We start from the raw sequence: 21,970 nt of genomic DNA, 5'->3' as shown, positions 1-21,970 counted from the left end.
GGGGAGCTTTGAAAGTCAATGGCAGTAAAAAGGCCAACCGGTAACCCGGTTGACCTAATCATGCGAAAGTCGGTCGCCGATATTCTTTTGGGCAGACTTATATTTTGAATTCCTCAAGAAACTACTCTTCAAGAAAGACAAGTCCGACAAGGTCGTCCATTTCCAGGTTGCCGAAATAATGCTTAACGTCGATACTCGACAGAGCTTTTCTTACCTCGGCTTCCTCGTACCGTTTGCCTCTCAACGCATCTTCTATGTCAGCGACATCGCCTACGCCGAAAAAGTCGCCGTAAATTTTAATGTCGGCGATATGCCCGTCTTTCAAATTCATCCGGATGTCGATGATGCCGACCGGGAATTTTTTTCGCGTGTTTCACGTTGCTTTCCGGGGAGAGCCCGTAATTCCAGTCCCAGTTCTGGTAGCGCTCCTTGGAAATTTCATGGATGACCTTCCAGTCCTTGTCCTCCAGGACGTACTGCGGAACCTGATCCGGCTCCATGCCGAAGATCGAGCGCAACAGCTCCGCCCGGAATTGTTCAATCGTCATGTCGGTGCCGAGCAGTTCCTTGATGTTCGCAACCCGGCTGCGGACCGATTTCGTGCTCTTGGATTTGAACTTCTCGGGATTCGCGTTAAGCGAAGCCTGCACGTTGTCCAGGTCAAGGTCGAACATGAGCGTGCCGTGACTGAACATGCGCCCGCGCGTGGAAAACTGGGCGTTCCCCGAAATCTTTTTCTCCCCGACCTGTAGGTCGTTGCGGCCGCTCAGCTCCGCGGGCACTCCCATTTTTTGCAGGAAATCGATGACCGGCTGCGTGAACTTCAGGAAGTTATGAAAGGACTGTCCGTCGTCTCTGGTAATGAAGCTGAAGTTGAGGTTGCCGAGGTCGTGATACACGGCTCCTCCTCCGGACAATCGCCGAACCACTTGAATGTCGTGATTACGGACATACTCCTGATTGATTTCTTCGATCGTATTCTGGTGCTTGCCGATGATGATCGAGGGCCGGTTGATGTAAAAAAGCAGGTAGCTGTCATCCATAGGAAGATGCTTCAGCGCATATTCCTCGATGGCTAGGTTGATGGCGGGATCATGAATTCCCTGGTTATCAATAAACAGCATATGTACGCCTCCGTATGGTTCATTCTGTATCGTAGTGCCTATGATCCATTGTAAACCATGTTCGCCGGGAAGGGCAAAGCCAAGGAATGCAAAAATCGCTCATCTCAAAGCCTGCGTAAGCAAAGGCGCAATGAATTGGCGGAACACATTGGCGGGATGCCGTTCCCTCTTGCGTTTATCGTCGGTGAGGACAACAACGGTCTCCAGGATGGGAACGACATAAATAAATTGCCCTGCGTACCCCCTGGCGTAATAATAGCCGAAAGCAGGCGAGCCAGGGCCGTCTCCATCCGCCTCCGCTTCGTAAGTATCCGTCCACCAATGCCAGCCGTAAAAGCCGCGGTTCGGCGCATTCGCTGGAATGGCGGGCTGCACGGAACGTATGACCCGTTCCTTGGAAATAAGCTGCTCCTGTTCCCAGCGTCCCAGCTGCAGGTAGAGCCGCCCGAACTTGAGCATATCCGCAGGGCGAAGCCACAACCCGTACCCCCCGGTATGTATCCCTTGCGGATCGGCTTCCCACTTATAGTCTTCAATGCCCAGCGGGCCAAACAGTTCCGTTTCGGCAAAACGGGCCGTCTTTACACCTGCGGCTTGTACCAGGATGGCGGACAACAGCTGCGATACTCCCGAGTTGTACTCCATCCGGGTTCCCGGCATTTCGGACATGGGTTGATCCAATACGAAATCGATCCAATGGGGGGATCGGGTCATGCGGGGAAACGATTTTTGTCCTCCGAATTCGGTCCATTGGAAACCGGCGGTCATCGTCAGCAGGTGCTCCAGCGTGATCTCCCGTTTGCGGGGATCGGGGTCTGCGGCAAGCCGCGGAAAAAATTCGGCGATCCGCGTCTTCGGCCCCGGCAGAATCCCCTGATCCATCGCGATGCAAATCAGCGCGGACAGGAAGCTTTTGGTGCAGGAGTTCACTTTGGCGGTTTCCTCAGGCACATGCCGATTCCGGTAATGCTCAAATATAAGCCGGCCGTTCCGGCTGATCAAGCAGCTTCTCAAATCCACCGGTGCGATGGTTGAAGACAATGAAGATAAATCCATCAGAACCTTCCTTTACGTTGGTAGGATAAGTTGAAAACGGGAGGTCCCGTGCATTCCGAATCAATCATACTCATTAGAATACATGATCTAAACCAGAGGTTACAACAAAGGAGGATGCCATGAGCCGGGGAGGACAAGTTTGGCGATCTTCCTTGGCAGCGAATATAATAGAGAGGGATTGTCATGAGAATGGAGGAATCGATGTGTATCCGACCCGATTGCAGTTAGAAAATTATGCCGAGCTTGCCGTCAAGGTGGGGGTGAACGTTCAACCGGGACAAACGGTTGTTGTAATGGCACCGATCGCTGCGGCGGACCTTGTCCGTTTGATCACGCTGAAAGCATATGAAGCGGGCGCGCGTAATGTGCATGTGGAGTACAATGATGAGCAGCTGTCCAAGATCAAATACCTGCATGCTCCGGAAGAAGCATTCTCGGAATACCCGCAGTGGCGGGCCAAGGCAATGGAAGAATACGCGGAGAACGGAGCCGCGTTCATCCAGATTTATTCTCCGGACCCGGATCTGCTGAACGGGGTGGACCCGTCGCGGATTGCGACCGCGGCTAAAACGGCTGCCGCCGCGTTGAACAAGTATCGCAGCTACCTGATGGCGCACGCCAATGCCTGGACGCTGATCTCTTACGCGACGCCCGAGTGGGCTGCGAAAGTATTTCCGGACGACGCGGAGGAAGCGGCGCTGGAGAAGCTGTGGGAGCGCATTATCGACGCTACGCGGATCAACCGGGAGAATCCGGTTGAAGCATGGAGAGAGCATAATGAAAAACTAAGCGAAATCGTGAAAGTCCTGAACGATAAACGGTACGGCAAGCTTCAATATGAAGGGCCCGGCACATCGCTGACCATTGAGCTTCCCAAGGGCCACCTATGGCTGGGAGGCGCAAAATACAACGCCAAAGGGGTTTTATTTAATCCCAATATTCCGACCGAGGAAGTATACACGCTTCCAAGCAAGGACGGCGTTAACGGAACCGTCCGCAGCACGAAACCGCTCAACAACAACGGGGTTGTCATCGACGGATTCCAGCTGACCTTCAAGGACGGCAAGGTCGTGGATTTCACGGCCGAGAAAGGAGCGGAGGCGCTTAGGAAGCTGCTGGATACGGATGACGGCGCCCGTGCTCTTGGAGAGGTTGCGCTGGTTCCCCATGATTCTCCGATTTCCAATGCCGACGTAATTTTTTACAATACGTTGTTTGACGAGAATGCCTCCTGCCACTTGGCGCTTGGTCAAGCCTATCCGGTCAACCTGGAGGGCGGCAAGGATATGGATGATCAGGAGCTGGCAAAGCATGGGGTCAACAAAAGCTTGATTCACGTCGACTTTATGATCGGTTCCGATCAGCTGTCCATTGACGGAATCACCGAGGACGGACGCAGGGAAGCGATCTTCCGCAGCGGCAATTGGGCCATTTTATAAAACAATTCGCAGCATTTAAAAAACATCAAAAGACAGCGATTCGAATGAGTCGCTGTCTTTTTTGAAAATATAAGAGAGTATAAGCTTCCATTTATATTCGGCTTATATTTCTTGCAGAAATGCTATCGTCCATAAGAAGGCCGCCGAAGTCGTTTCTACTTACGCCGGTTATTTGGCCGCAAGGTTAATATGATCCAGCTCCGTGCTGCTGTTGAAAATAAACTCGAGTTTATAGTCCCCGCGGATGTAAGTCAATTTGGTCTGCGTCGTTTTCCCGTTTTTGAACGTGGTCGTGGAGCTCGGTTTGAACCAGTTCCGTTTCAGCATGTTCATCGTAATGCCGCCGATGTTCGTTTGGCGTTCCACATTGGTGCCGAAGTAGCGCATTTCGCGGATTTTGCCAAGTTTATAATGAAAGGCGTAACCCGGATTCCCCATATTCGCGCCATACAGGTCGAAATCGTCGGCATCCTTTCCGGGCATTTCCGGCTGGCCGATCTTTTGAATGACATCCTGCTTGGTGCTGCGCCCAATCGTGAGGCCGCTCACCGCTCCGGGGAACTGGCCTTTCAGCGCGGGTTTATAAAAGCTGTTCAGCGTCTTGAGGGCCAGCTTGGAAGCATAGTCGTCGTTAGGTGCCGATGCCGCGGCGTCAGCGTGATGCACAGGAAAAGCAATATGGCTCCAAACGCGCCAAGGCCCATAACGCCTGCCATAGCCAAGGCGATCGCCGCTTTTTTTGCCGGTTGTTTTATATTCATGTCATATCCTCTCCTTGTAACATGTATTTACCACATGTTTTCTTCATCCAACCCATACGTGTCATGTTTCTTCTAAATCATAGTAGAATGGGAGAGCGATTGGGTTACGTATCCATGAAGAGGATATGTCAATTTTGACATCGAGGTGGTTTCATCGTTAGCTTAGGGTCATCGTTTCCATTTGTCCGGGCAGAATCCTGGATTCGCCGAGCACAACCGTTCCGTAAATTGAGGCTGGAGCTTGGAAAGCTCGGCGAAATAGCTTGAAATCACATGGTTCGCGCCTAGCGATCCGTTCTGGAATGGCCGGGACGACAAGGTCCGGACATGACTGTAATAGTATCTTTTTTCCCGCTTGGGCAGCTTGTAAACGGAGGGCGGGGCATGCGTAACGACGTCAAACGGATTGGCGGTGCGGCAGCTGTTCGGGACATGCTTGGCAAACGCCTTTGCGAATGCCGGATCGCCTACGCGAGGCGACCCGAACGTAAACAGGAACGGAAAGCGAAAAGAGGTGTTGGCCGCAATATCGATGGCGCACAACGTGGCTAGAGCAGCACCGAGACTGTGACCCGTAATGAATAATGCCTTATCGGGGGACAACTTGGCCAGCGCGGAAATCATTTGGCCGCGAGCGGAATCATAGATGTTTGTAAAGCCCCGGTGCGTAAGGCAGTCTTCCTTGATGTACTTGAATTTTTTCTGGGATGCGATGATGTCGGAAATCCAGTTCGTCGTTGAGCTGGTCCCTCGGAAGGCAATGATGATCTCCTGCGCGGACTCAAGAATAAATCCGAAGCGTTCCCATACGCCGATAATGGATCGCGCTTCTATGGTATCATGGAGCGAATAACGGGCCGGAACGACAAACGAGCCGTCCGCGTTTTCGAATTGCGTGTAGGTCTGTCCACAGATGGCCGCAAGAAAAATGGCCCGTTTCTCCAGATCATCCACCGTGCTCACGTGTATCCCGCCTTTCTCTCCTACACTATATTAGGGGGATGAAGGCGAGGTGCCTGGAGAACAGGCATAATCTCGGTGCATTTTCCGTCACAACCTCAACTTGCGTGTCTGGACCGGTTGCCCCGATAAACAATAACCCGCAAGAGGGTAACTTTTTTCAAAGTTTCCTTCTTACGGGTCACGGTTCAATGAACCTGCAGAGCATCCTTTTTCAAGTTAAAACGTTCGTCATGGAATTACTTTACAGGGACGGTCATTTCCAGTTCTTCAATGTAGTTTTTGACGACTTCACCGTTGTTGTCGACCTTGAATGCGCCGTGTTTTGCATTCGGCTCTTCAAATTCGGGGGTAAACGGCTTGATTGTAATCGACGTGGCGTCCTTATCCAGAGCGGCAACAATGAAGTCGTAGTAAAAGTCGCCGTTGGCGTTGTTCTCGTCGGTGCCGATTCCTGTTATTTGGTCAAGCATGTTTCCTTGATCATCGACAAATTCATAGAGGATGGTTGAATCCTCGTTTTGGCCCTTCAGAACCATTTGCAACCTTGTGGAGGAGGAGGTCATCTTCACGTTTTTCAGCGTCATGCCGAGGCCGTTCCATTTTTTCGTAAGGTTAGGCTGTAAGGCAACCGCTTTGTCCGCTGTTTTTTGGACCGGAATCTCGAGGTTATATGGTTTATCTACGCCTTCCAGGCTGATTTTGGCCGTAACCTTGAACTTGTCGGGGAAAGTCTCGAGTTTGCCCCCAAGCTGGGAAGCATCGCTCAGAATGATAAACGCATGATTCGCGTCAGCGCCCGGTGTCATGCTTAAGCTTGGTCTTTGTGCCATACGATCCCCGTACTCGTATAAGGATTTGCCGTTGATAAAGACGTCCATCTTATGGATCATGCCTTTCTCCTGAACGAACTCGTTGGCCTTATCATCCCATTTCCCTCCGATCATGCCGCCAATAAGCCCCTTGCCGCTCCGCTCCATTTGAATGCTGACACAGTTTCCGTCATATAACGCCTTGGACAATCCCAATGTGATGCCGTCTTGAGTAACGCTGGCCGTCTTGGATTTGCTCTGCGTCGAGCCGCTCGCGGTTACCTTATCTTTAGTCGCGGATGGGCTGGCCGCTTGAGCGGTCCCCAAAGCCGCACCTCCCAAAATCATGGCAGCCAGCGTCATCGTGCTCATAACTTTATATATTTTTTTCATGTCCATGTCTCCTTGTCATTTTTACTTTATCGGCCTTGATCTGTTCGGAACTGCTGGATCCGCATCTTTTGGTCAATTCTTTATTGATGACTGTCGTACAGCTTTTCCAAGCTTGCGCGATCCACCGGAATGGTGATTTCCAAGTCTTTCAGGTACTTCTTGACAATATCCCCGTTGCCGTCGACTGCATATAGGCCGCCATTGGCAGAAGGATCCTGAAATACGGGCAGGAATGGCTTAAGCGTAATGGAGCTCGTCGTTTCTTCAAATCGCTCAAAAATCAATTCCGTCCGCTGTTCTCGTTGCGAATCGTCCTTGTATATTCCCATGCCAGTCACCAAACCGAGTATCCTGCCCCGGTCATCCCGCACCTCGTAAAGCAAATCTTTATGATTGCCGTCTTCCGGGTTGCCGATTTGCTCGGCATGAATGATGAGATCGGTCGTGATCGGAGTGAATTTAAGCTGCTCCAACGTTAATTTAAGGCCGCCCCACTCTCTTGTCTCACCGGATTTTACGACGATTTGGTTTGAGCTTTTGCGAACGGGAACATCGATGATATATGGCTCTTCAATTCCTTCAAGCGTGATTTTTGCCGTTAACAGAAATTGATCGGGCAGCATCGGAGCTCCTTCGCCCAGATGGGAATAGCCGGTTAATTGGTACAGAACCACATTGGGGTCCGATGTCGGATTCCCGATCAGCCCGGGCCTTTTCCCTCCGTTATAGTCATAAATGGAAGTGCCGTCAATGAACATCTCAACCTCCGTTATGGCGCCTCTTGGGTATATATGATTGGTAGAATCGCCTTCCTGTACCACCTCATAATCCGATATGCCGCCAATAAGTCCTTCGCCCTCCCGCTTAACGGCCAGGGATAGACGGGTTCCGTCATATACGACCTCGGGTATGCGGAGGGTCACCCCTTCGTGGGTGGCACCGACGTTCGGTTCAGCCACCAGCCCGCGCTCCTCGGCTGTCTGAAGCCCCAGGTCGTCCGCCAGCTTGAAGATGCTGCCAATCACTGGAATGCTCTTTAGGGACTCCGCCATAATCGGTGACACATAGGCACTGCTCATCACGCCGATGAAGGCGGCTGCGGCTGCGGCTCCCGCATATCCGCGTATTTTTTTTGGAGCTGTGTGTTCGCCCGGTTCGGGTCTGCATCGGGAGGTCGGATAATGAAGCATAGACCTCATCCTGACGCTGACGGATCATATCCGGAAGCTCGGCCGCCAGCTTCCTCCCGGTCTCCCGGAGTTCTTTATCCAAGTCAAAAGGATTCATACGCCAGCTTCCCCTCCCGTGTTTGCTTTACTTGGTCCGACAGTATCCCGCGTGCTCTGTGGAGGCGGGCCCTGACGGCACCTTCCGAGATTTCCAGCACGCCGGAGATTTGTTTGATGGGCAAATCTTGATAATAAAATAAATGAATGACGATACGAAGCGATTCATCCAAGTTTTCTACCGCTTCACGAAGGTCAAGCTTGCGGCTGTCTTCGTAATAATGGGCGGACCTTGCCGTTTCCGGCACTTCAGCCATGGCCACGGTTCTTTCGCGGGTTCGAAGCAGCTGATTGCATTCATTGATCAAGATCCGAATCACCCAGGTTTTAAAGTATTGGGGTTTTTTCAATGTCGACATTGCTTTATATGCCTTGAGCGTTGTTTCCTGAAAGACATCCGCACAATCTTCATCGCGTCTCACAATGGACTTCGCCAAGCCGTACAGCTCGGGCTCCAGCCTCCGGAAGAGCCGGATAAACGCTTCGCGATCTCCCCGCTGCGCTCTCTTGACTTCGAGTTCCATATCCTGCACGAAATTTCATCTCCTTTTGAGGGCCCTCTATAAGATTAGATGGACGAGTATGCCAAAATGTTATATTACACGATAAAAAAAACAAATTGCCCGATTCCATGAAGAATCGGCTGCTTATCCGATGTACGTACATGCGTCACCGAGACATTTAGTTGTAAGCCAAGGAGATATCTCATATAATCGTCAACAGAGAGGCAAGCTTGAAAACATACCATATCTTACTCGCGAGGTCCCGACTGCGAAGCCGATTTACGGCAGCCATTCGGGTTAAAAGGGAAGCCGGTGCAAGTCCGGCACGGTCCCGCCACTGTAAAACAGGGATATCCTCCACACTGCCACTGGCCTGGTCACAGGCACGGGAAGGCGGAGGTTTCGTCACAACCTGTAAGTCAGGAGACCTGCTTCGCGTGATGATCTGACGGTCCTTCGAGGAGAGGATTGCGTTTGGAGAAACCCTGACGTGAAGCCCGAAATTTGCGGCTTGCTGGTCCAAGGGTTGTCGGTTATCCCATAACGTAGCCCCTGATTCTTCTTGTTGAGAGTCGGGGGCTTTTTTTTAGGGAGACATGGCCGTCAGATGCCGGTTTATGGAGTACTGAAGACAAGCCGTGTTCTCAATTTAGGGTTAGGAGAGAAATCGAGATGAAGAATTGGATGAAGTCCTGGTCTGCTCTGCTGGCCATGCTTCTGTTGGTCCTGTCACTGGCTGCTTGCGGCGGAGATGCGACACCGAAGCAAAGCGCGCCGGCACCTACCGATCAGGGGCAAAAGTCTGAAACGCCCGATGTCGCCGATAACGCCAAAACCGCTTACCCGCTGACGGTTAAAGACGCCACCGGCGAAGAAATGACGTTTGAGAAGGCCCCGGCGAAGGTCGTGTCCCTGTCGCCATCCGAAACGGAAAAATTGTTCGCGCTCGGTCTGGACGAGCAAATCGTCGGCGTTTCCGAAGTCGACGACTATCCGGAAGCCGCGAAAGCGAAACCGAAGATGGGCGGTTATGAAATGGACGTGGAGGCGATCATCGCTTCGGGGGCGGACGTGGTATTCACCGCGGCCATGAACGAGCAAAACATTCAAAAACTCCGCGGGCTGGGCGTAAAGCTGTTCGTCAACGATCCGAAAACGATTGCGGAAGTGATGGATAATATCAAGCTGGTCGGCGAAATCACCGACCGTCAGGCCGAAGCCCAAGGCATCGTGGATCAAATGCAGAAAGAGCTCGATTCGGTGAAACAAGCCGTGAAATCCGTAAGGGCCGAGGAGAAAAAGAAAGTCTATGTGGAATTCTCCCCGGGCTGGACGGTGGGAAAAGGAACGTATATGGACGAAATGCTGAATCTCAGCAATGCGGTTAACGTTGCCGCCGACACCGAGGGCTGGTTTGAAGTGAGCGAAGAAAAAATCATCGCCGAAAATCCGGATGTCATTCTTTATTCCGGCAACGTTGTGGATGAATCCACGAAAAAAAACGCTGGACCAGTTGATCAAAGAGCGCAGCGGCTGGGATCAGATCGAGGCCGTGAAAAACGATAAGCTTGCGAAGCTTGACGACAACCTGATCAGCCGTCCGGGTCCCCGCGTGACAAAAGGGCTTATCGAAGTCGCGAAAGCCGTCTATCCGGAATTGATGGCTCCATGAGCAAAAAGCTTGCAGGGTACGGTGCGGCGGGGCTTGCGCTTTTACTGCTGACGGTTGTCGCGAGTCTCGGCATCGGCTCCGTCCATCTGCCGGTCAATCAGATTGGAGCCATGCTGCTTCATAAGCTGCCTTGGCTAGGAGATTCCATTGTACCGAATTGGGAGACGGCCTCGGAGCAAATCATTATGAAGGTTCGGTTGCCGCGGATTCTGCTCGGCATGTTGGTAGGAGCCTCGCTCTCGGTGGCGGGAGCCGCTTATCAAGGGGTGCTGCGGAATCCGTTAGCCGATCCTTTTACGCTTGGCGTGGCTTCGGGGTCTTCCCTCGGGGCTGCTTTGTTGATTTTTTACGGGCTCCAGTTCTCCTTTGCCGGCGTATGGACATTGCCGCTCGTCGCTTTTTTTGACGGGAGCGGTTACCCTCTGGATTGTGCTGACCTTGGCGCGGGACAATGGAAAGCTGCCCACGCACGGGCTGATTCTGGCCGGCGTGGTGATGCAGTCCTTTTTGGGGGCGGCCGTTTCCTTTTTGACGGTCATGTCGAAAGATACGCTGACCGACATCTTGTTCTGGACGATGGGCAGCTTCAGCCTGCGCGGCTGGTCCTATATTGCCGTTTTGCTGCCTTATTTTGCGGTCGGTTTTATTTATCTGTGGAGCCGTTCGCGCGCTTTAAACCTGCTGTCGCTCGGTGAGCGGCAGGCGGCCCATATGGGGCTTCACGTCGACCGGTTGAAGACGAGCGTTCTGGTGGTGGCGACCCTGCTTACCGCGGCGGCGGTATCGGTGTCCGGCGTCATCGGCTTTGTCGGGCTTGTCGTGCCGCATATGATCCGGCTGGTGACGGGCTCCGACTACCGCATCATTATCCCTCTGTCCGCGCTGGGAGGCGCGATATTCATGGTATGGTCCGATACGGCCGCAAGAACCCTGCTATCGCCAACCGAAATTCCGATCGGGGTGGTCACGGCGTTTGTAGGGGCTCCGTTCTTTGCCTTTTTACTCTATCGGAACAAGAAGAAACGCTGGGAGGGGAGCCTATGATTTCGCTTCAAGGCGTGAGCAAGCGGTTTGACCGGGTCGACGCTCTTGCCGGGATTGATTGGGAGATTCAAGGAGGGGAATGGTGGGGCATTATCGGCCCTAACGGCAGCGGCAAATCAACGCTGCTTCAGATGTTGTCCGGAGTGGAGGCCCCGACTGCCGGCAAGGTGACGATCCACGGCAGGGACGTAAGGGATTACGGCCGGAAGGAGTTGGCCCGAACCTTGGCCGTTCTGCAGCAGGAGGGGCTGGGCCCGACGGATTTTACCGTGCGCGAAGTGCTGGAAATGGGACGCTACCCGTTCCAGAACTGGTTTGGCCGGGAACCAAGCGACGCCGGGCCCCTGCTTGATTCGATCATGGAGAGGCTGGAGCTGAAAAGTCTCGAATACCGGCGCCTGGATCAGCTGAGCGGGGGGCAGCGGCAGCGGGCCGCCCTTGGCAAGGTCATGGCCCAAGAGCCCTCGATTCTTCTGCTGGATGAGCCGACCACGTATCTGGATATCCGCTATCAGCTGCAATTCATGGATATGGTGGCGGATTGGCGCAGAGATACGGGGATTACGGTAATCAGCGTGCTCCATGACCTCAATCTGGCAGCCCAGTTCTGCGATCGGCTGCTCGTTCTGCACGAAGGGAGAATGGCAGGAAAGGGTTCTCCGGAAGACATGCTGACGGAGAACAACATCCGGCGGATTTTCCGGGTGGATACGTCGGTGGTGGCCCATCCCGCAAACGGCTCGCCTCAGGTGCTGTTAACGGCTGGTGCAGGGAAGTCCGAAGAAGGACGGGAAGAGGCATACGCCGGCGCCGAACAATGATCATGCAGGCAAACGCCAGTTGTTTTTGCAACCCATAAACTTAGGATTTGGACGGCTAATAAGCCGTCTTTTTTTATGTAATTTTTTTAACTATTGTAAGCCGGAAGGATATCTCTTATAATCTTAAACACAGCGGAAAACTTGGAATAAAGCTTTATGCAGCACTCACGCAGTCCGTCAAAGCAGTTGAAAAGGACTCACGTCCGATTTTATAGGAATGCCGTTTTTATCTATTAGAGACGATGCTTGGCTTCGAAGTGGATATGCAGGGTAATGTTTAAAGTGGGGAATAATTGGAATGAATACGTAGTAGTGCACTTATTAAATATAGAGGAGGTTTTAGGGATGGAAACATTTTTAATCATTGTGAATGTCCTGATTCTGGCTTTGCTCATCGGCGTTTTGTACTGGATGCAGAAAAAGCACTATTCGTTCACGAAGCGGGTGTTCGCGGGGCTTGGGGCTCGGGGTGCTATTTGGGGCAGTGCTGCAGTATGTGTATACAGCGAACTCCGATGTGATATCCAAGTCTACGGACTGGTTCAATCTTGTCGGTTACGGCTATGTCCGGCTGCTGCAAATGATGGTCATTCCGCTCATTATGGTTTCGATTATTTCCGCAATCATGAATTTGAAGGGCGGGCGCAATCTCGGCAAAATGAGCGGGCTGATCATCGCCGTACTCATTTTGACGACGGGGGGTGGCCGCGTCTGTCGGCATCGCGACGGCGCTGACGTTTGACCTTTCGGCGGAACATATCCAAGCGGGAGCCGCGGAACACGAGCAGGGTGCTTTGCTGGAGGAGAGGCTGGGTGACGTCGAGGATTTGACGCTGCCTCAGCAAATTCTGGAGTTCGTTCCGGCGAATCCTTTTGCGGATATGACGGGAGCCCGAAAATCTTCTACCATTGCGGTCGTAATTTTTTTCGGCTTTCATAGGCGTTGCCGTTCTCGGCCTTGACCGGAAGCATCCGGAACAAGCGGAGACCTTCCGCGGCATGATCCGCGCGCTTTACGGAATCGTGATGCGAATCGTCACGCTTATTCTCCGTCTGACGCCTTACGGCATTTTGGCCTTGATGGCGAAAACGATTGCGGGGACGGACCTGCAGGTCATCCTTGACTTGATTGATTTTGTGCTGGCCTCGTATGTGGCGCTGATCGTCATGTTTATCATCCACCTGATACTGCTGTCCTTGTTCGGATTTAATCCGGTTACTTACCTCCGCAAGGTGGTGCCGGTGTTGACATTTGCTTTCACGTCGCGTTCTAGTGCGGCCACGATCCCGCTGAACGTGCAGACGCAGAACAAAAGACTGGGCGTACCGGAAGGGATCGCGAACCTGTCCGCTTCGTTTGGAGCCACGATGGGGCAGAACGGCTGCGCCGGCATTTATCCGGCAATGCTTGCGGTAATGATTGCGCCAACGGCTGGCATCGACCCGACCGACTGGTCGTTTATCCTGATGCTCGTTGTCGTGGTCATGATCAGCTCCTTTGGAGTAGCCGGTGTCGGCGGGGGCGCTACCTTTGCTTCATTGATCGTTCTGTCGACCATGAATCTCCCGGTGGCGCTGGCCGGCCTGCTCATTTCCGTGGAGCCGCTGATCGATATGGGCCGGACGGCGCTCAATGTCAACGATTCCATGACCGCCGGCTTGATAACCGGGAAAGTCATGAATGAAGTGGACACTTCGGTGTACAAGAACCGGAATCAGGACATTGATGTGATGCAGGCATAAAGGACGTTTAAAGCAAGTAATGGTACAGCTAGGGTTGAATAAAGAAGGTAGTGCCCCAGGTCAATTGACCTGGGGCACTACCTGTTTAGATAAGCGGAAAGCTTGATCATGGTCTCAGAATAACAATAGCATTTAATTTTGTATTCGTGGACTAGCAGCCGATAACCGTAAGCTGTTTAGGGAAAGAAGTGAGCACCTCCGCACCAACATCCGTAACCAGCACGTCGTCTTCGATCCGTACCCCGCCCAGACCGGGCACGTAAATGCCGGGTTCAATGGTAAAAACCGCGCCGGGCTGCAGCAGATCGCCATTCAAGCCGTGGACCGACGGATATTCATGCACATCCATGCCGAGACCATGGCCCAACCGGTGCACAAATGCCTCTCCGTAGCCGGCCCGTTCTATGACGGAGCGAGCGGCCTTATCGATGGACCCGTAAGTAACCCCCGGTTTGACGGCACGAATGCCTGCTTCATTTGCCGCGAGTACCGTGTTGTAGATTTTTTCCGCTTCGGGACCGATGCCGCCTACGGCAAAGGTTCGGGTGATGTCCGAGGCGTAACCGCCTGAGAAGACGCCGAGGTCAAACATAAGGAGATCGCCTTCCCGGATTCGGCGCGATCCCGGCACGCCATGAGGCAGCGCGGTATTCGGACCGGCCAGCACCATCGTCTCGAAGGAAGGCCCGTCGGCGCCCAATTTTTTCATCAGGTATTCAAGCTCGGCGACAAGCTCGATTTCCTGAACCCCCGCCTTGACCTGTTTTAGTCCCTCGGAGAGGACTTGCTCAACAAGAACGGCGGCCTGCTTCATCGCCCGGATTTCATCTGCGGACTTGCGAACGCGCATCTCCCGGAGGATTTCACCGGCGTCCACGTACCCGCGTGCCGAAAAATGATGCTGAAGCTGCTCGTACCGGGATACGGTGAGCTGGTCCTTTTCCAATGCCAGGGTACCGATGGAACCCGGTATATGTTTGCGCAAAAGCTCGTAAGGCTGATCGGTATCCTGATGCGTCGCGATATTCGTTACCGAAGAGGCTGCGGCGGCAGCTTCTGCATCGAGAGCGGGAACCATCAGCAGCGGCTCTTCTCCCCGGAATAGCGCAAGACCTAGAAAACGTTCATGAGGGTCGCAGGCAAAGCCCGTTAAATAGTACACATGCTTGGGATCGGTAATTAAAAGCAAATCCCAGCCGCGGCTGTTCATGGCTTCGGTTATATGTTGAAGTCTGTCATTCATCATGCTCCATCCTTTCGCATCAAAATACGATTTTTTCCATAAGTTTAGGTTAGCTCTTTCCGGAAATGAAGTAAAGAAAGTCTTTTTTTTCGGGGGTTGTCTTGTTATATAATGGCTCAGATACAATAAATACATAATATGGAATTGAAAGGAGTTTCTTCATGGATTCAAATCCAATGCACGGAAGTCCGGCTCCGCAAGGACAACCCTCGACGAGATACAAGAGATTGGAGGGGCTGGGCGGCTGGTTGATCCTTGTCCAGGTTTCCGTTTACTTATCTCTTATTTCTGTCGCTATCATGCTGTTCAATAACGTCATTCCCGCCTTTAAACCGGAATTTTGGAATGTCCTTACCGCCCCGTCTTCGCCCGTATACGATCCTTTGTGGAAACCGATGCTCATCTTCGAAGCTGTGGGCAACTCGGTGCTGTTGCTTTTCTTGATTGTCATTCTTGCTCTTTTGTACGGCAAAAAGAGAGCATTTCCCAAAACCATGATAACGCTCATGATTGCAAGCCTCCTGCTGGCCGCTGTGGATTACGCGATGGCTAACCAAATTAAGTTTATCGCCGAAATGGAAGGCGTGAACACGCCGAGGGAAATCGTGCGGTCGATCGTTTACTGCTGCATCTGGATTCCCTATTTCCTGCGATCGGAGCGTGTACGCAACACATTCGTGAAGTAAGGCAGCCGAAAGCACAAACCGTAAAAAATAAAGCGTTTCGGATCATCCTCCGTTAAAATAGAGCTAACCCGGAAAACACATCATCGGAGGAATAGCCATGGCACAATATGAACAAATCGAATTTGCCCGGAAAGAAGATTTGCAAGCGATTGTAGATATTTACAACTCTACCGTCTCCGGAAGAATGGTGACCGCCGATCTGGAGCCGGTTACTTTGGAAAGCCGGATAACGTGGTTCGAGGAGCATGATCCGGATCGCCGGCCTTTATGGGTGTTGCGGGACGGCGGGGAAATTGCGGCCTGGATGAGCTTTCAATCGTTTTATGGCCGTCCGGCATACGATGGCACCGTAGAGATCAGCATTTATGTCCACGAAAAATACCGCGGCGCCGGCGTAGGCGGCGTGATGATCGAGAAGGCTCTGGCGGAATGCCCGCGTCTTGGGGTGAGCAATCTGGTCGGCTTCGTGTTCGGACATAACGAGCCGAGCCTGAGGCTGCTGCGAAAGTTCGGCTTTCAGCAGTGGGGGCTTCTGCCGGGCGTTGCCGAGATGGACGGCGTCAAGCGCGATCTCGTCATTGTCGGCCGGGCGGTATGACCGGCGAATAAAGCAGCAGTTCCGTTATTCGACTTCTTCAAGCCAGCAGGATGCCAGCAGCCGAATTCCGTCATCGATATCCTTCTCCTGAATGCCGCCGAATCCGACGATAAATTCTCTTATACCGGAGCCTTTGGAGGAATCCTGGCTATGGAAACGGGTATAGGCAGCAGAATGAATCCGGATTCCTTGTTTCTCCGCCCTCAATTCAAGCTCGGCCTCGGATAAGGGATGACGGAGCGATAACATAAGATGAAAGCCTGCCCCCGTCCCGGATACGAAAGCCCTTTTTCCAAAATGCCGCCCAGCGGAGGCCATTAGTTGATCGTGCTTTTTCCGTAGAATCGCCCTCATCTTCCGGAGATGCCGATCGACGTACCCTTCGCGCATGAAACGCTCCAACGTATGCTGGTGCAGCCGGGAAGCGGTGCATTCAAGAAACAGCTGATGTTTCAGATGATGATAATCCTCAAGCAGCACGGACGGCAAGATCATGTATTGGATGCCCAGCGCGGGCGAAAGCACCTGCGAAAATCCTCCCAGATAAATGACCCGGCTATCGGGTATCAAACCCTGCATGCAGGGAATCGGCCGTCCGTAGTATCGGAATTCCCCGTCGTAATCATCCTCGATCAGAAAGCCGCCGGATTCCTGAATCCACTGGAGCAGGGCAAGCCGTTTGGAAAAAGGCATAACCATGCCTGCAGGAAACTGGTGCGACGGAGATACGACGGCCAGTCCGGCATGGCTTCCGCGCAAAAGGTCCAGGTCGATCCCGTCCTCCTTTAGCGGGACGGGAATCACTTGATATCCGTTCCGGCGAAAAACCTCGGGGTATTGAGGATAGCCGGGGTCTTCCACCGCAATAACATTGCCGTAGGGGCGAAGCAGCCGGCATATGATATCCAGAAGAGGATAAGGGTCCGAGGCGATGACCACCTGTTCCGGGGAGCAGGAGACGCCCCGCACGCTTCTTGCATATTTGGCAATTTCGTAACGAAGTCCCTTTTCGCCCTGCGGATCCCCGAAAAACAGCAGCTCGGCCGCGTTTTCATGCCGGAGGGTGCGGTTATACGCTTTTCTCCATTCTGCAATCGGAAAATACCCGTATTCATTTTTGGACATGTGAAAATCGTACCGGAAGGAATGGTGCCGTCGGAGCAACTGCCTTTCGGTGCTTCCGGCTCGGGCGGGAGGGGAATGGGGGGAATCCGCCAGCTTCCGGACAAAATAGCCGCTTCGCGGGCGGCTAAGAATAAAAGCCTTCGGCCAGCAGCTGCTGATAGCACATCTCGATCGGAGTTGTGCTGACGCCCAGAAGCTCGGCAAGCTTGCGCACGGAGGGAAGACGGGCCTCGGCCTTCCAGCGGCCGCAGGCGATTTCCTTTTTCATGTACTGGTACAGCTGAACGTATAAAGGAACGGAGGGATCGGCCAAAGCCGGGCTGATTCCGTTCAAATGGATGGAAACTTGATTCATGTCAAATCTGTCCTTTTTAAAAGATAAAAACTGCATATTTGTAGATGGTCAATTTCTTGCTATAGTATAGGGGATTTGATGGAGATTTAAAACAGGAGGTAACGATGAGCACAACATTATGGAACCCGAAACCGGTACGTTTTTTAGAAGGGGAACGGATCTATTTAAGACCGGTGGGGCAGGAGGATGCCGAAGGGTATTTTCGGATGCTGTTCAATCCTGAAATGCGGCGACTGACGGGAACCCGGCAAGCTTTAACATTGGAAGGAATCCGGCGTTACATTGACGGGAAAACGGGCGATGCTTCGACCGTGCTGCTCTTGATCGCATTGCGCGACAGCGACGAGGTGATCGGAGACATTGCCCTTCAGGATATCGATCCGGCAAACCGGAATGCGAACATCCGGATTGCCATCGATTCGGAGGAGCATCTGGGCAAGGGCTTCGGCCCGGAGTCGATGCGGCTTCTGCTGGAATACGGCTTCGGCATTCTTAATCTGCACCGGATCGAGCTGCAGGTATTCGGTTATAACGTGCGGGCGATCAAGGCTTATGAAAAGGTGGGCTTCAAGCGGGAAGGGGTGCAGCGGGATGCGCTTTACTATAATCACCGGTACCATGATTCGGTCATCATGAGCATGCTGGAAGACGAGTTTAGGGCGCTTTATCATCAACAAGCGGAATGACTTTTTTCTTGAACGCAAGTATCATTATGTAGACCGTGGCCATAGACCGCGGACTGTTCACTTTGACCCGGCAGCTTCGCCTCTTGGCATGAGCTCCGCATCGATAGGAATGTAACCATCTGGAATAACCCGAAGAACCCACCTTTGCCAAAGGCGGGTTCTTATGTTATTACGGCTGCTTTTCAGGTTCGCTTGCCGCTTGCTTGAGAATAACGGGTATCCATATTTCGCTTTTGAAAGTGGGGGAGGTGACGTCTTTTATTCTCGTTCCACAGCATTTCCGGACCTTCGACCTGTTGATAGTTTGAGGAGGGAAACCACTCGGAATAGATGCGTCCCCACACATCCTGCAGCGCGTCCGGAAACGGCCCCTTGGCTTCGAACACGGCCCAAGCGGAGGCGGGAACTTCAAGCTGCACCAGGTTATCCGGGCATGTTTTTGTGGTTGCCGCGCCAATGTAATGATCCAGTTCCCCTTTTTCTTCCATTCTGCCCTCGGAAAAATTCGTGGATGCGCTGATCAGCCCTTTGGGCTCGACATTCGAGAGAGCCTTTAGCTTTTGAATCGTTTCAAGATCCAAACTTTCCCACATCGAAGCGATTTCCGGATTAACGCCATTAAAAATAATGGGCACTCTTTTCTTGATCCCCACGATTCGGAAAGCTTCTTTTTCTTCGATTCGGTAATTCATTTCGCTTCCTCCTTTGATGGATAGCTGGAAGGTCATTCGCGGATAAGCTTTAAGCGGGCGGCCGCCCGCTCTGGCTTCGGACGGCGTGATCCCATGCAATTGCTGAAAGGCCCGCGTGAAAGAATCGGGCGAGTTATACCCGTATTTCACCGCAAGGTCAATGATCAGGAGATTGCCGTCTCTAAGCTCAAATGCTGCGAGCGTTAGCCGTCTGCGGCGAACGTATTCTGAAAGCGAAATGCCCGCAAGAAACGAAAACATTCGTTTAAAATGATATTCGGAGCAGAACGCCAGCCTTGCCGCTTCCTTATAGTCAATATCGTTCGCAAGGTTTTCTTCGATGTACTCCAAAGCTCCATTCATATGTTTAAGCAAATCCACTATATGACCTCCCTTTACCGATAGCATAGCATGGACCAAACGGATTCACCCGACATTTCGTGCACGATTATGCAGGGTCGACGGTGACCTTAAACAACGGGAAAGCGGGTGCCTATAAGTTTATAGCCAGCGAGTCTTGGACGGATGCCAAGAAAATGCGTTACGATGGAAACGGTTCGTTGAATATGTTCCAAGGTGGCTTGTTAAATATGATATCTTCCTTTTTGTCAACGCTGTACAGCGTATTTTTGCCGATTTCGCTTCCGGTGATCGGAGGCGGCTTGTTGAAGCGGTTCAAAGGATTGGAGACCAAGCCGTTATCCGCGCTTTCATTATATGTCATGAGTCCGGCGCTTATTTTTGAGACGCTTGAACGGGCTTCCATTACTTCAGGCGACATCGCGGTGACCGTGGCTTTCTGCCTTCTGAATATGCTGATCCTCTGGCTGCTGTGCGGCTTCGCGGGGAAAATGCTTAAGCTGTCTCAGCCGGAACGCTCGGGCCTTGCTTTAACGACACTGTTTACGAACAGCGTTAATTACGGCTTGCCGCTTGTTCTTCTCGCATTCGGGCAGGCCGGTCTCGACAAGGCTTCCGTTTACGTCATCGTCCAGATTATGATCATCAACACGCTTGGCGTTTATCTGGCGGCCCGTTCCCACTTCTCGGCGGCAAAGGCGGTAAAATCGGTATTTACGCTTCCGTCCGTGTATGCCGCCGCTCTTGCCGTGCTGATCCGGATGACCGGAGCGGCCCTGCCTGGAGCCCTGGAAACCGGAATCAGCATGCTTTCGGCCGCTTACGCACCGCTTGCGTTGGTTATTCTGGGCGCGCAAATGGTAGGGGTTAGGGACGGCCGCGAGGCCTCGCCCGTCACCCGGCGCGGGTTTTGGTCAGGCATGGCGATGCGTTTGGCTGTCGCTCCTTTGATCGCCTGGGCGATTTTGGCGGCATTATCCGTGGAGGGGACATTGTTTGCGGTCATTCTGATTTTGTCCTCCATGCCGGCCGCCGTTAATGCGGTGATTCTGGCCGAGCAATATGACGCGGCTCCAAGGCTCGTATCCATGTGTATCCTCTGGACGACGCTCGCCTCCTTTGTGTTTCTTCCGGTTCTGATCGGCATACTGTGAATAGTGCCGACGGGTTTGCCGATGATCGTATGGTTCAACCGTTCCGGTTGCGTGTATAGATAAACAAGCAGCGGATACCCGCCGCCTGCAGCCGCAGGCCAGAAAAGGGAGGTGGAGCATATGAATTCCCGTCGGCGCCACGACAATGTCGAGGTTGAAACGCGCAACGTAGAGGAGCGGAATGACTCCAGTCTCGTTGCGTCGACGCTGATCAAGTATGTTGCCTATCTGATTATCTTTTTCGGATTTCTTTATTTTCTGATCAGGTATGTGTTCCCGATGTTTTAAAGCATGCAGAATAACGATGAAGGCCGGACCCTTGTCCGGTCTTTTTTAATGTGGGGAAACGCGCTTAAAGGCTTTAAATTGAACGGATATGCCAAACGGATAAACCAGAAAGTTCGAATAAGGCGGGAAGCAACATTTTAATATATTGACTTTCTTTTTCTCTGTAACTATAATAATTATATAAAACGAATTCTATGGTATATGCCAAAGTGAATGAAACGTGCGTGTGGATAGAATAATGAATGGATATCAATGAAGGAGTGAACAACATGTCAGCAGTGCTGCATCCGTCTACAGAGCTTGGACAGGTTTCTCTGCGAATCCGCGATTTGGCGGAATCCGTACGATTTTATACAGAGGTTGTCGGTTTGAAGGTACTTCGGCAGCAAGGAAGGACAGCGGAGTTAACGGCAGACGGCAATAATGCGCTGCTCGTTCTTGAAGAAGTGGAAGGACTGATTCGGCAGCGGGAACGGTCTGCCGCCGGATTGTACCATTTTGCGATTCTGGTACCGGACCGGCCAAGCCTCGGGCTTGTCGTCCGCAATCTTGCCGCGTTTAATGTTCCGGTCGGCCAGGGAGACCATTTGGTCAGCGAGGCTCTTTATATCAGCGATCCGGACAATAACGGCATAGAAATATACGCCGATCGGCCCCGGGATACATGGAAGCGGGATGCGAGCGGAGAAATCATGATGACGACCGATCCGGTGGATGTGGAAAGCCTGCTTGCGGTATCGGAAGGAGTGGAGTGGAACGGTCTTCCTGCCGGGACGGTGATCGGCCACGTGCATTTTCACGTGTCCGATCTTCAGGCAGCCAAGCGCTTTTACTGCGACATTATCGGCTTTGAACTGACGGCCCATTACGGCAGCGCCGCTTTGTTTATTTCGGCCGGAGGGTATCATCACCATATCGGGTTGAACGTATGGGCTGGCGTCGGCGTACCGAACACTCCCCGCAATGCCGCAGGCATGAATTATTTTACCGTCGTGCTGCCGGATAAGGAAGAGCTTGCCGCCGTAAGCGACAGGGTCCGAAGCGCCGGCTTGACGGTGCAAGAGCGGGACGGAGCTTCTTACGTGCTGGATCCTTCGGACATTGAAGTCCGGCTGGTTACCGCAAGCCGCTGAAGCAAGACGGCGTAATGACGGCTTCCCAAAATGCGC

Annotated in this window: 17 protein-coding genes, 5 pseudogenes and 1 riboswitch; of the genes and pseudogenes, 11 read left to right on the top strand and 11 right to left on the bottom strand. The window is 52.6% G+C overall.

Annotation, left to right across the window (positions count from 1 at the left end; genetic code table 11):
• Window positions 1–121: 121 nt before the first annotated feature.
• A pseudogene (locus tag XI25_RS17605) lies at window positions 122–1,124 on the bottom strand (lipoate--protein ligase).
• Window positions 1,125–1,223: 99 nt separating this feature from the next.
• Window positions 1,224–2,180, bottom strand: a complete 957-nt coding sequence (locus XI25_RS17600; protein WP_046678603.1) for a serine hydrolase domain-containing protein — start codon at window positions 2,178–2,180, stop codon at window positions 1,224–1,226.
• 119 nt (window positions 2,181–2,299) lie between these two features.
• On the opposite strand from XI25_RS17600, the gene XI25_RS17595 reads away from it, so the two are divergent.
• Entirely contained in the window at window positions 2,300–3,619 is a 1,320-nt protein-coding gene (locus XI25_RS17595) for an aminopeptidase (RefSeq protein ID WP_082112323.1), read from the top strand.
• Between the two features lie 168 nt (window positions 3,620–3,787).
• On the opposite strand, the gene XI25_RS17590 is transcribed toward XI25_RS17595, so the two are convergent.
• The 5 genes from XI25_RS17590 to XI25_RS17570 form a co-directional block, all read right to left on the bottom strand.
• On the bottom strand, window positions 3,788–4,285 hold the full coding sequence (locus XI25_RS17590) for a YjgB family protein (RefSeq protein WP_235439819.1): 498 nt from the start codon (window positions 4,283–4,285) through the stop codon (window positions 3,788–3,790).
• A gap of 263 nt (window positions 4,286–4,548) precedes the next feature.
• Window positions 4,549–5,343 (bottom strand): lipase family protein, encoded by a 795-nt coding sequence (locus tag XI25_RS17585; protein WP_152669117.1) that lies wholly within the window; start codon window positions 5,341–5,343, stop codon window positions 4,549–4,551.
• Window positions 5,344–5,579: 236 nt separating this feature from the next.
• Complete coding sequence (locus XI25_RS17580) at window positions 5,580–6,545, bottom strand: DUF5643 domain-containing protein (RefSeq protein ID WP_046678606.1); 966 nt, start codon at window positions 6,543–6,545, stop codon at window positions 5,580–5,582.
• Window positions 6,546–6,625: 80 nt separating this feature from the next.
• Window positions 6,626–7,735, bottom strand: coding sequence for a DUF4179 domain-containing protein (locus XI25_RS17575; RefSeq protein ID WP_046679538.1), 1,110 nt, complete (start codon window positions 7,733–7,735; stop codon window positions 6,626–6,628).
• A gap of 83 nt (window positions 7,736–7,818) precedes the next feature.
• Window positions 7,819–8,355 (bottom strand): sigma-70 family RNA polymerase sigma factor, encoded by a 537-nt coding sequence (locus XI25_RS17570; RefSeq protein WP_046678888.1) that lies wholly within the window; start codon window positions 8,353–8,355, stop codon window positions 7,819–7,821.
• 219 nt (window positions 8,356–8,574) lie between these two features.
• Window positions 8,575–8,784, top strand: a riboswitch (cobalamin riboswitch).
• A 222-nt stretch (window positions 8,785–9,006) separates the two neighbouring features.
• Here XI25_RS17570 and XI25_RS17565 point away from each other — a divergent pair.
• From XI25_RS17565 to XI25_RS17550, 4 genes and pseudogenes are all read left to right on the top strand, one after another.
• Window positions 9,007–10,006 (top strand): annotated as a pseudogene (locus XI25_RS17565) (ABC transporter substrate-binding protein).
• A pseudogene (locus XI25_RS17560) lies at window positions 10,003–11,050 on the top strand (FecCD family ABC transporter permease). Before XI25_RS17565 ends, XI25_RS17560 begins: the two co-directional pseudogenes overlap by 4 nt.
• The gene (locus XI25_RS17555; protein ID WP_046678610.1) at window positions 11,047–11,871 is read left to right on the top strand and encodes an ABC transporter ATP-binding protein; all 825 of its coding nucleotides are present in this window, start codon (window positions 11,047–11,049) and stop codon (window positions 11,869–11,871) included. The pseudogene XI25_RS17560 and the gene XI25_RS17555 overlap by 4 nt, the downstream one beginning before the upstream one ends.
• A 345-nt stretch (window positions 11,872–12,216) precedes the next feature.
• Window positions 12,217–13,614, top strand: a pseudogene (locus XI25_RS17550) (L-cystine transporter).
• A 151-nt stretch (window positions 13,615–13,765) separates the two neighbouring features.
• Here the strand turns inward: XI25_RS17550 and XI25_RS17545 are convergent.
• Window positions 13,766–14,857, bottom strand: a complete 1,092-nt coding sequence (locus tag XI25_RS17545; RefSeq protein ID WP_046678889.1) for a M24 family metallopeptidase — start codon at window positions 14,855–14,857, stop codon at window positions 13,766–13,768.
• Window positions 14,858–15,018: 161 nt separating this feature from the next.
• Here XI25_RS17545 and XI25_RS17540 point away from each other — a divergent pair, with 161 nt between their 5' ends.
• Window positions 15,019–15,543 carry a DUF2569 domain-containing protein gene (locus tag XI25_RS17540; RefSeq protein ID WP_046678612.1) on the top strand — a complete coding sequence of 175 codons (525 nt, stop codon included), beginning with the start codon at window positions 15,019–15,021 and terminating at the stop codon, window positions 15,541–15,543.
• Window positions 15,544–15,640: 97 nt separating this feature from the next.
• Window positions 15,641–16,141, top strand: coding sequence for a GNAT family N-acetyltransferase (locus tag XI25_RS17535; protein WP_046678613.1), 501 nt, complete (start codon window positions 15,641–15,643; stop codon window positions 16,139–16,141).
• A 24-nt stretch (window positions 16,142–16,165) separates the two neighbouring features.
• On the opposite strand, the gene pdxR is transcribed toward XI25_RS17535, so the two are convergent.
• Together pdxR and XI25_RS36335 are read right to left on the bottom strand one after the other, a co-directional pair.
• Window positions 16,166–17,470: a MocR-like pyridoxine biosynthesis transcription factor PdxR gene (gene pdxR, locus XI25_RS17530; protein ID WP_442950408.1), complete on the bottom strand. Its 1,305-nt coding sequence runs from the start codon at window positions 17,468–17,470 to the stop codon at window positions 16,166–16,168.
• Window positions 17,391–17,621 carry a winged helix-turn-helix domain-containing protein gene (locus tag XI25_RS36335; protein ID WP_327204795.1) on the bottom strand — a complete coding sequence of 77 codons (231 nt, stop codon included), beginning with the start codon at window positions 17,619–17,621 and terminating at the stop codon, window positions 17,391–17,393. Before XI25_RS36335 ends, pdxR begins: the two co-directional genes overlap by 80 nt.
• Window positions 17,622–17,725: 104 nt before the next feature.
• Here XI25_RS36335 and XI25_RS17525 point away from each other — a divergent pair, with 104 nt between their 5' ends.
• A complete protein-coding gene (locus tag XI25_RS17525; protein WP_046678615.1) occupies window positions 17,726–18,307 on the top strand; it encodes a GNAT family N-acetyltransferase in 582 nt (193 codons plus the stop codon).
• Window positions 18,308–18,476: 169 nt separating this feature from the next.
• On the opposite strand, the pseudogene XI25_RS17520 reads toward XI25_RS17525, so the two are convergent.
• A pseudogene (locus XI25_RS17520) lies at window positions 18,477–19,380 on the bottom strand (AraC family transcriptional regulator).
• Window positions 19,381–19,589: 209 nt separating this feature from the next.
• On the opposite strand from XI25_RS17520, the gene XI25_RS17515 reads away from it, so the two are divergent.
• From XI25_RS17515 to XI25_RS17510, 3 genes are all read left to right on the top strand, one after another.
• Window positions 19,590–20,513 (top strand): AEC family transporter, encoded by a 924-nt coding sequence (locus XI25_RS17515; protein WP_046678890.1) that lies wholly within the window; start codon window positions 19,590–19,592, stop codon window positions 20,511–20,513.
• A 120-nt stretch (window positions 20,514–20,633) separates the two neighbouring features.
• Window positions 20,634–20,801, top strand: a complete 168-nt coding sequence (locus XI25_RS33760; RefSeq protein WP_200901409.1) for a hypothetical protein — start codon at window positions 20,634–20,636, stop codon at window positions 20,799–20,801.
• Window positions 20,802–21,070: 269 nt separating this feature from the next.
• Window positions 21,071–21,934: a VOC family protein gene (locus XI25_RS17510; protein ID WP_046678617.1), complete on the top strand. Its 864-nt coding sequence runs from the start codon at window positions 21,071–21,073 to the stop codon at window positions 21,932–21,934.
• The last annotated feature ends 36 nt before the right edge of the window (window positions 21,935–21,970 follow it).

Origin of the sequence: Paenibacillus sp. DMB20 (assembly GCF_000987955.1) — a bacterium.
GTDB lineage: Bacteria > Bacillota > Bacilli > Paenibacillales > Paenibacillaceae > Paenibacillus_AQ.
The sequence above is the reverse complement of the archived record's forward strand: the minus strand, read 5'-3'. Positions and strand labels throughout refer to the sequence as shown.

Excerpts from the sequence above, each read along its gene's own strand:
- XI25_RS17580 (WP_046678606.1), bottom strand. The coding sequence starts at position 6,545 with ATGAAAAAAATATATAAAGTTATGAGCACGATGACGCTGGCTGCCATG.
- XI25_RS17510 (WP_046678617.1), top strand. The coding sequence starts at position 21,071 with ATGTCAGCAGTGCTGCATCCGTCTACAGAGCTTGGACAGGTTTCTCTG.
- XI25_RS17570 (WP_046678888.1), bottom strand. The coding sequence starts at position 8,355 with ATGGAACTCGAAGTCAAGAGAGCGCAGCGGGGAGATCGCGAAGCGTTT.
- XI25_RS17540 (WP_046678612.1), top strand. The coding sequence starts at position 15,019 with ATGGATTCAAATCCAATGCACGGAAGTCCGGCTCCGCAAGGACAACCC.
- XI25_RS17595 (WP_082112323.1), top strand. The coding sequence starts at position 2,300 with ATGAGCCGGGGAGGACAAGTTTGGCGATCTTCCTTGGCAGCGAATATA.
- XI25_RS17555 (WP_046678610.1), top strand. The coding sequence starts at position 11,047 with ATGATTTCGCTTCAAGGCGTGAGCAAGCGGTTTGACCGGGTCGACGCT.
- XI25_RS17545 (WP_046678889.1), bottom strand. The coding sequence starts at position 14,857 with ATGAATGACAGACTTCAACATATAACCGAAGCCATGAACAGCCGCGGC.
- XI25_RS17535 (WP_046678613.1), top strand. The coding sequence starts at position 15,641 with ATGGCACAATATGAACAAATCGAATTTGCCCGGAAAGAAGATTTGCAA.
- XI25_RS17600 (WP_046678603.1), bottom strand. The coding sequence starts at position 2,180 with ATGGATTTATCTTCATTGTCTTCAACCATCGCACCGGTGGATTTGAGA.
- XI25_RS17525 (WP_046678615.1), top strand. The coding sequence starts at position 17,726 with ATGAGCACAACATTATGGAACCCGAAACCGGTACGTTTTTTAGAAGGG.
- XI25_RS17575 (WP_046679538.1), bottom strand. The coding sequence starts at position 7,735 with ATGCTTCATTATCCGACCTCCCGATGCAGACCCGAACCGGGCGAACAC.
- XI25_RS17515 (WP_046678890.1), top strand. The coding sequence starts at position 19,590 with ATGATATCTTCCTTTTTGTCAACGCTGTACAGCGTATTTTTGCCGATT.
- XI25_RS36335 (WP_327204795.1), bottom strand. The coding sequence starts at position 17,621 with ATGAATCAAGTTTCCATCCATTTGAACGGAATCAGCCCGGCTTTGGCC.
- XI25_RS33760 (WP_200901409.1), top strand. The coding sequence starts at position 20,634 with ATGAATTCCCGTCGGCGCCACGACAATGTCGAGGTTGAAACGCGCAAC.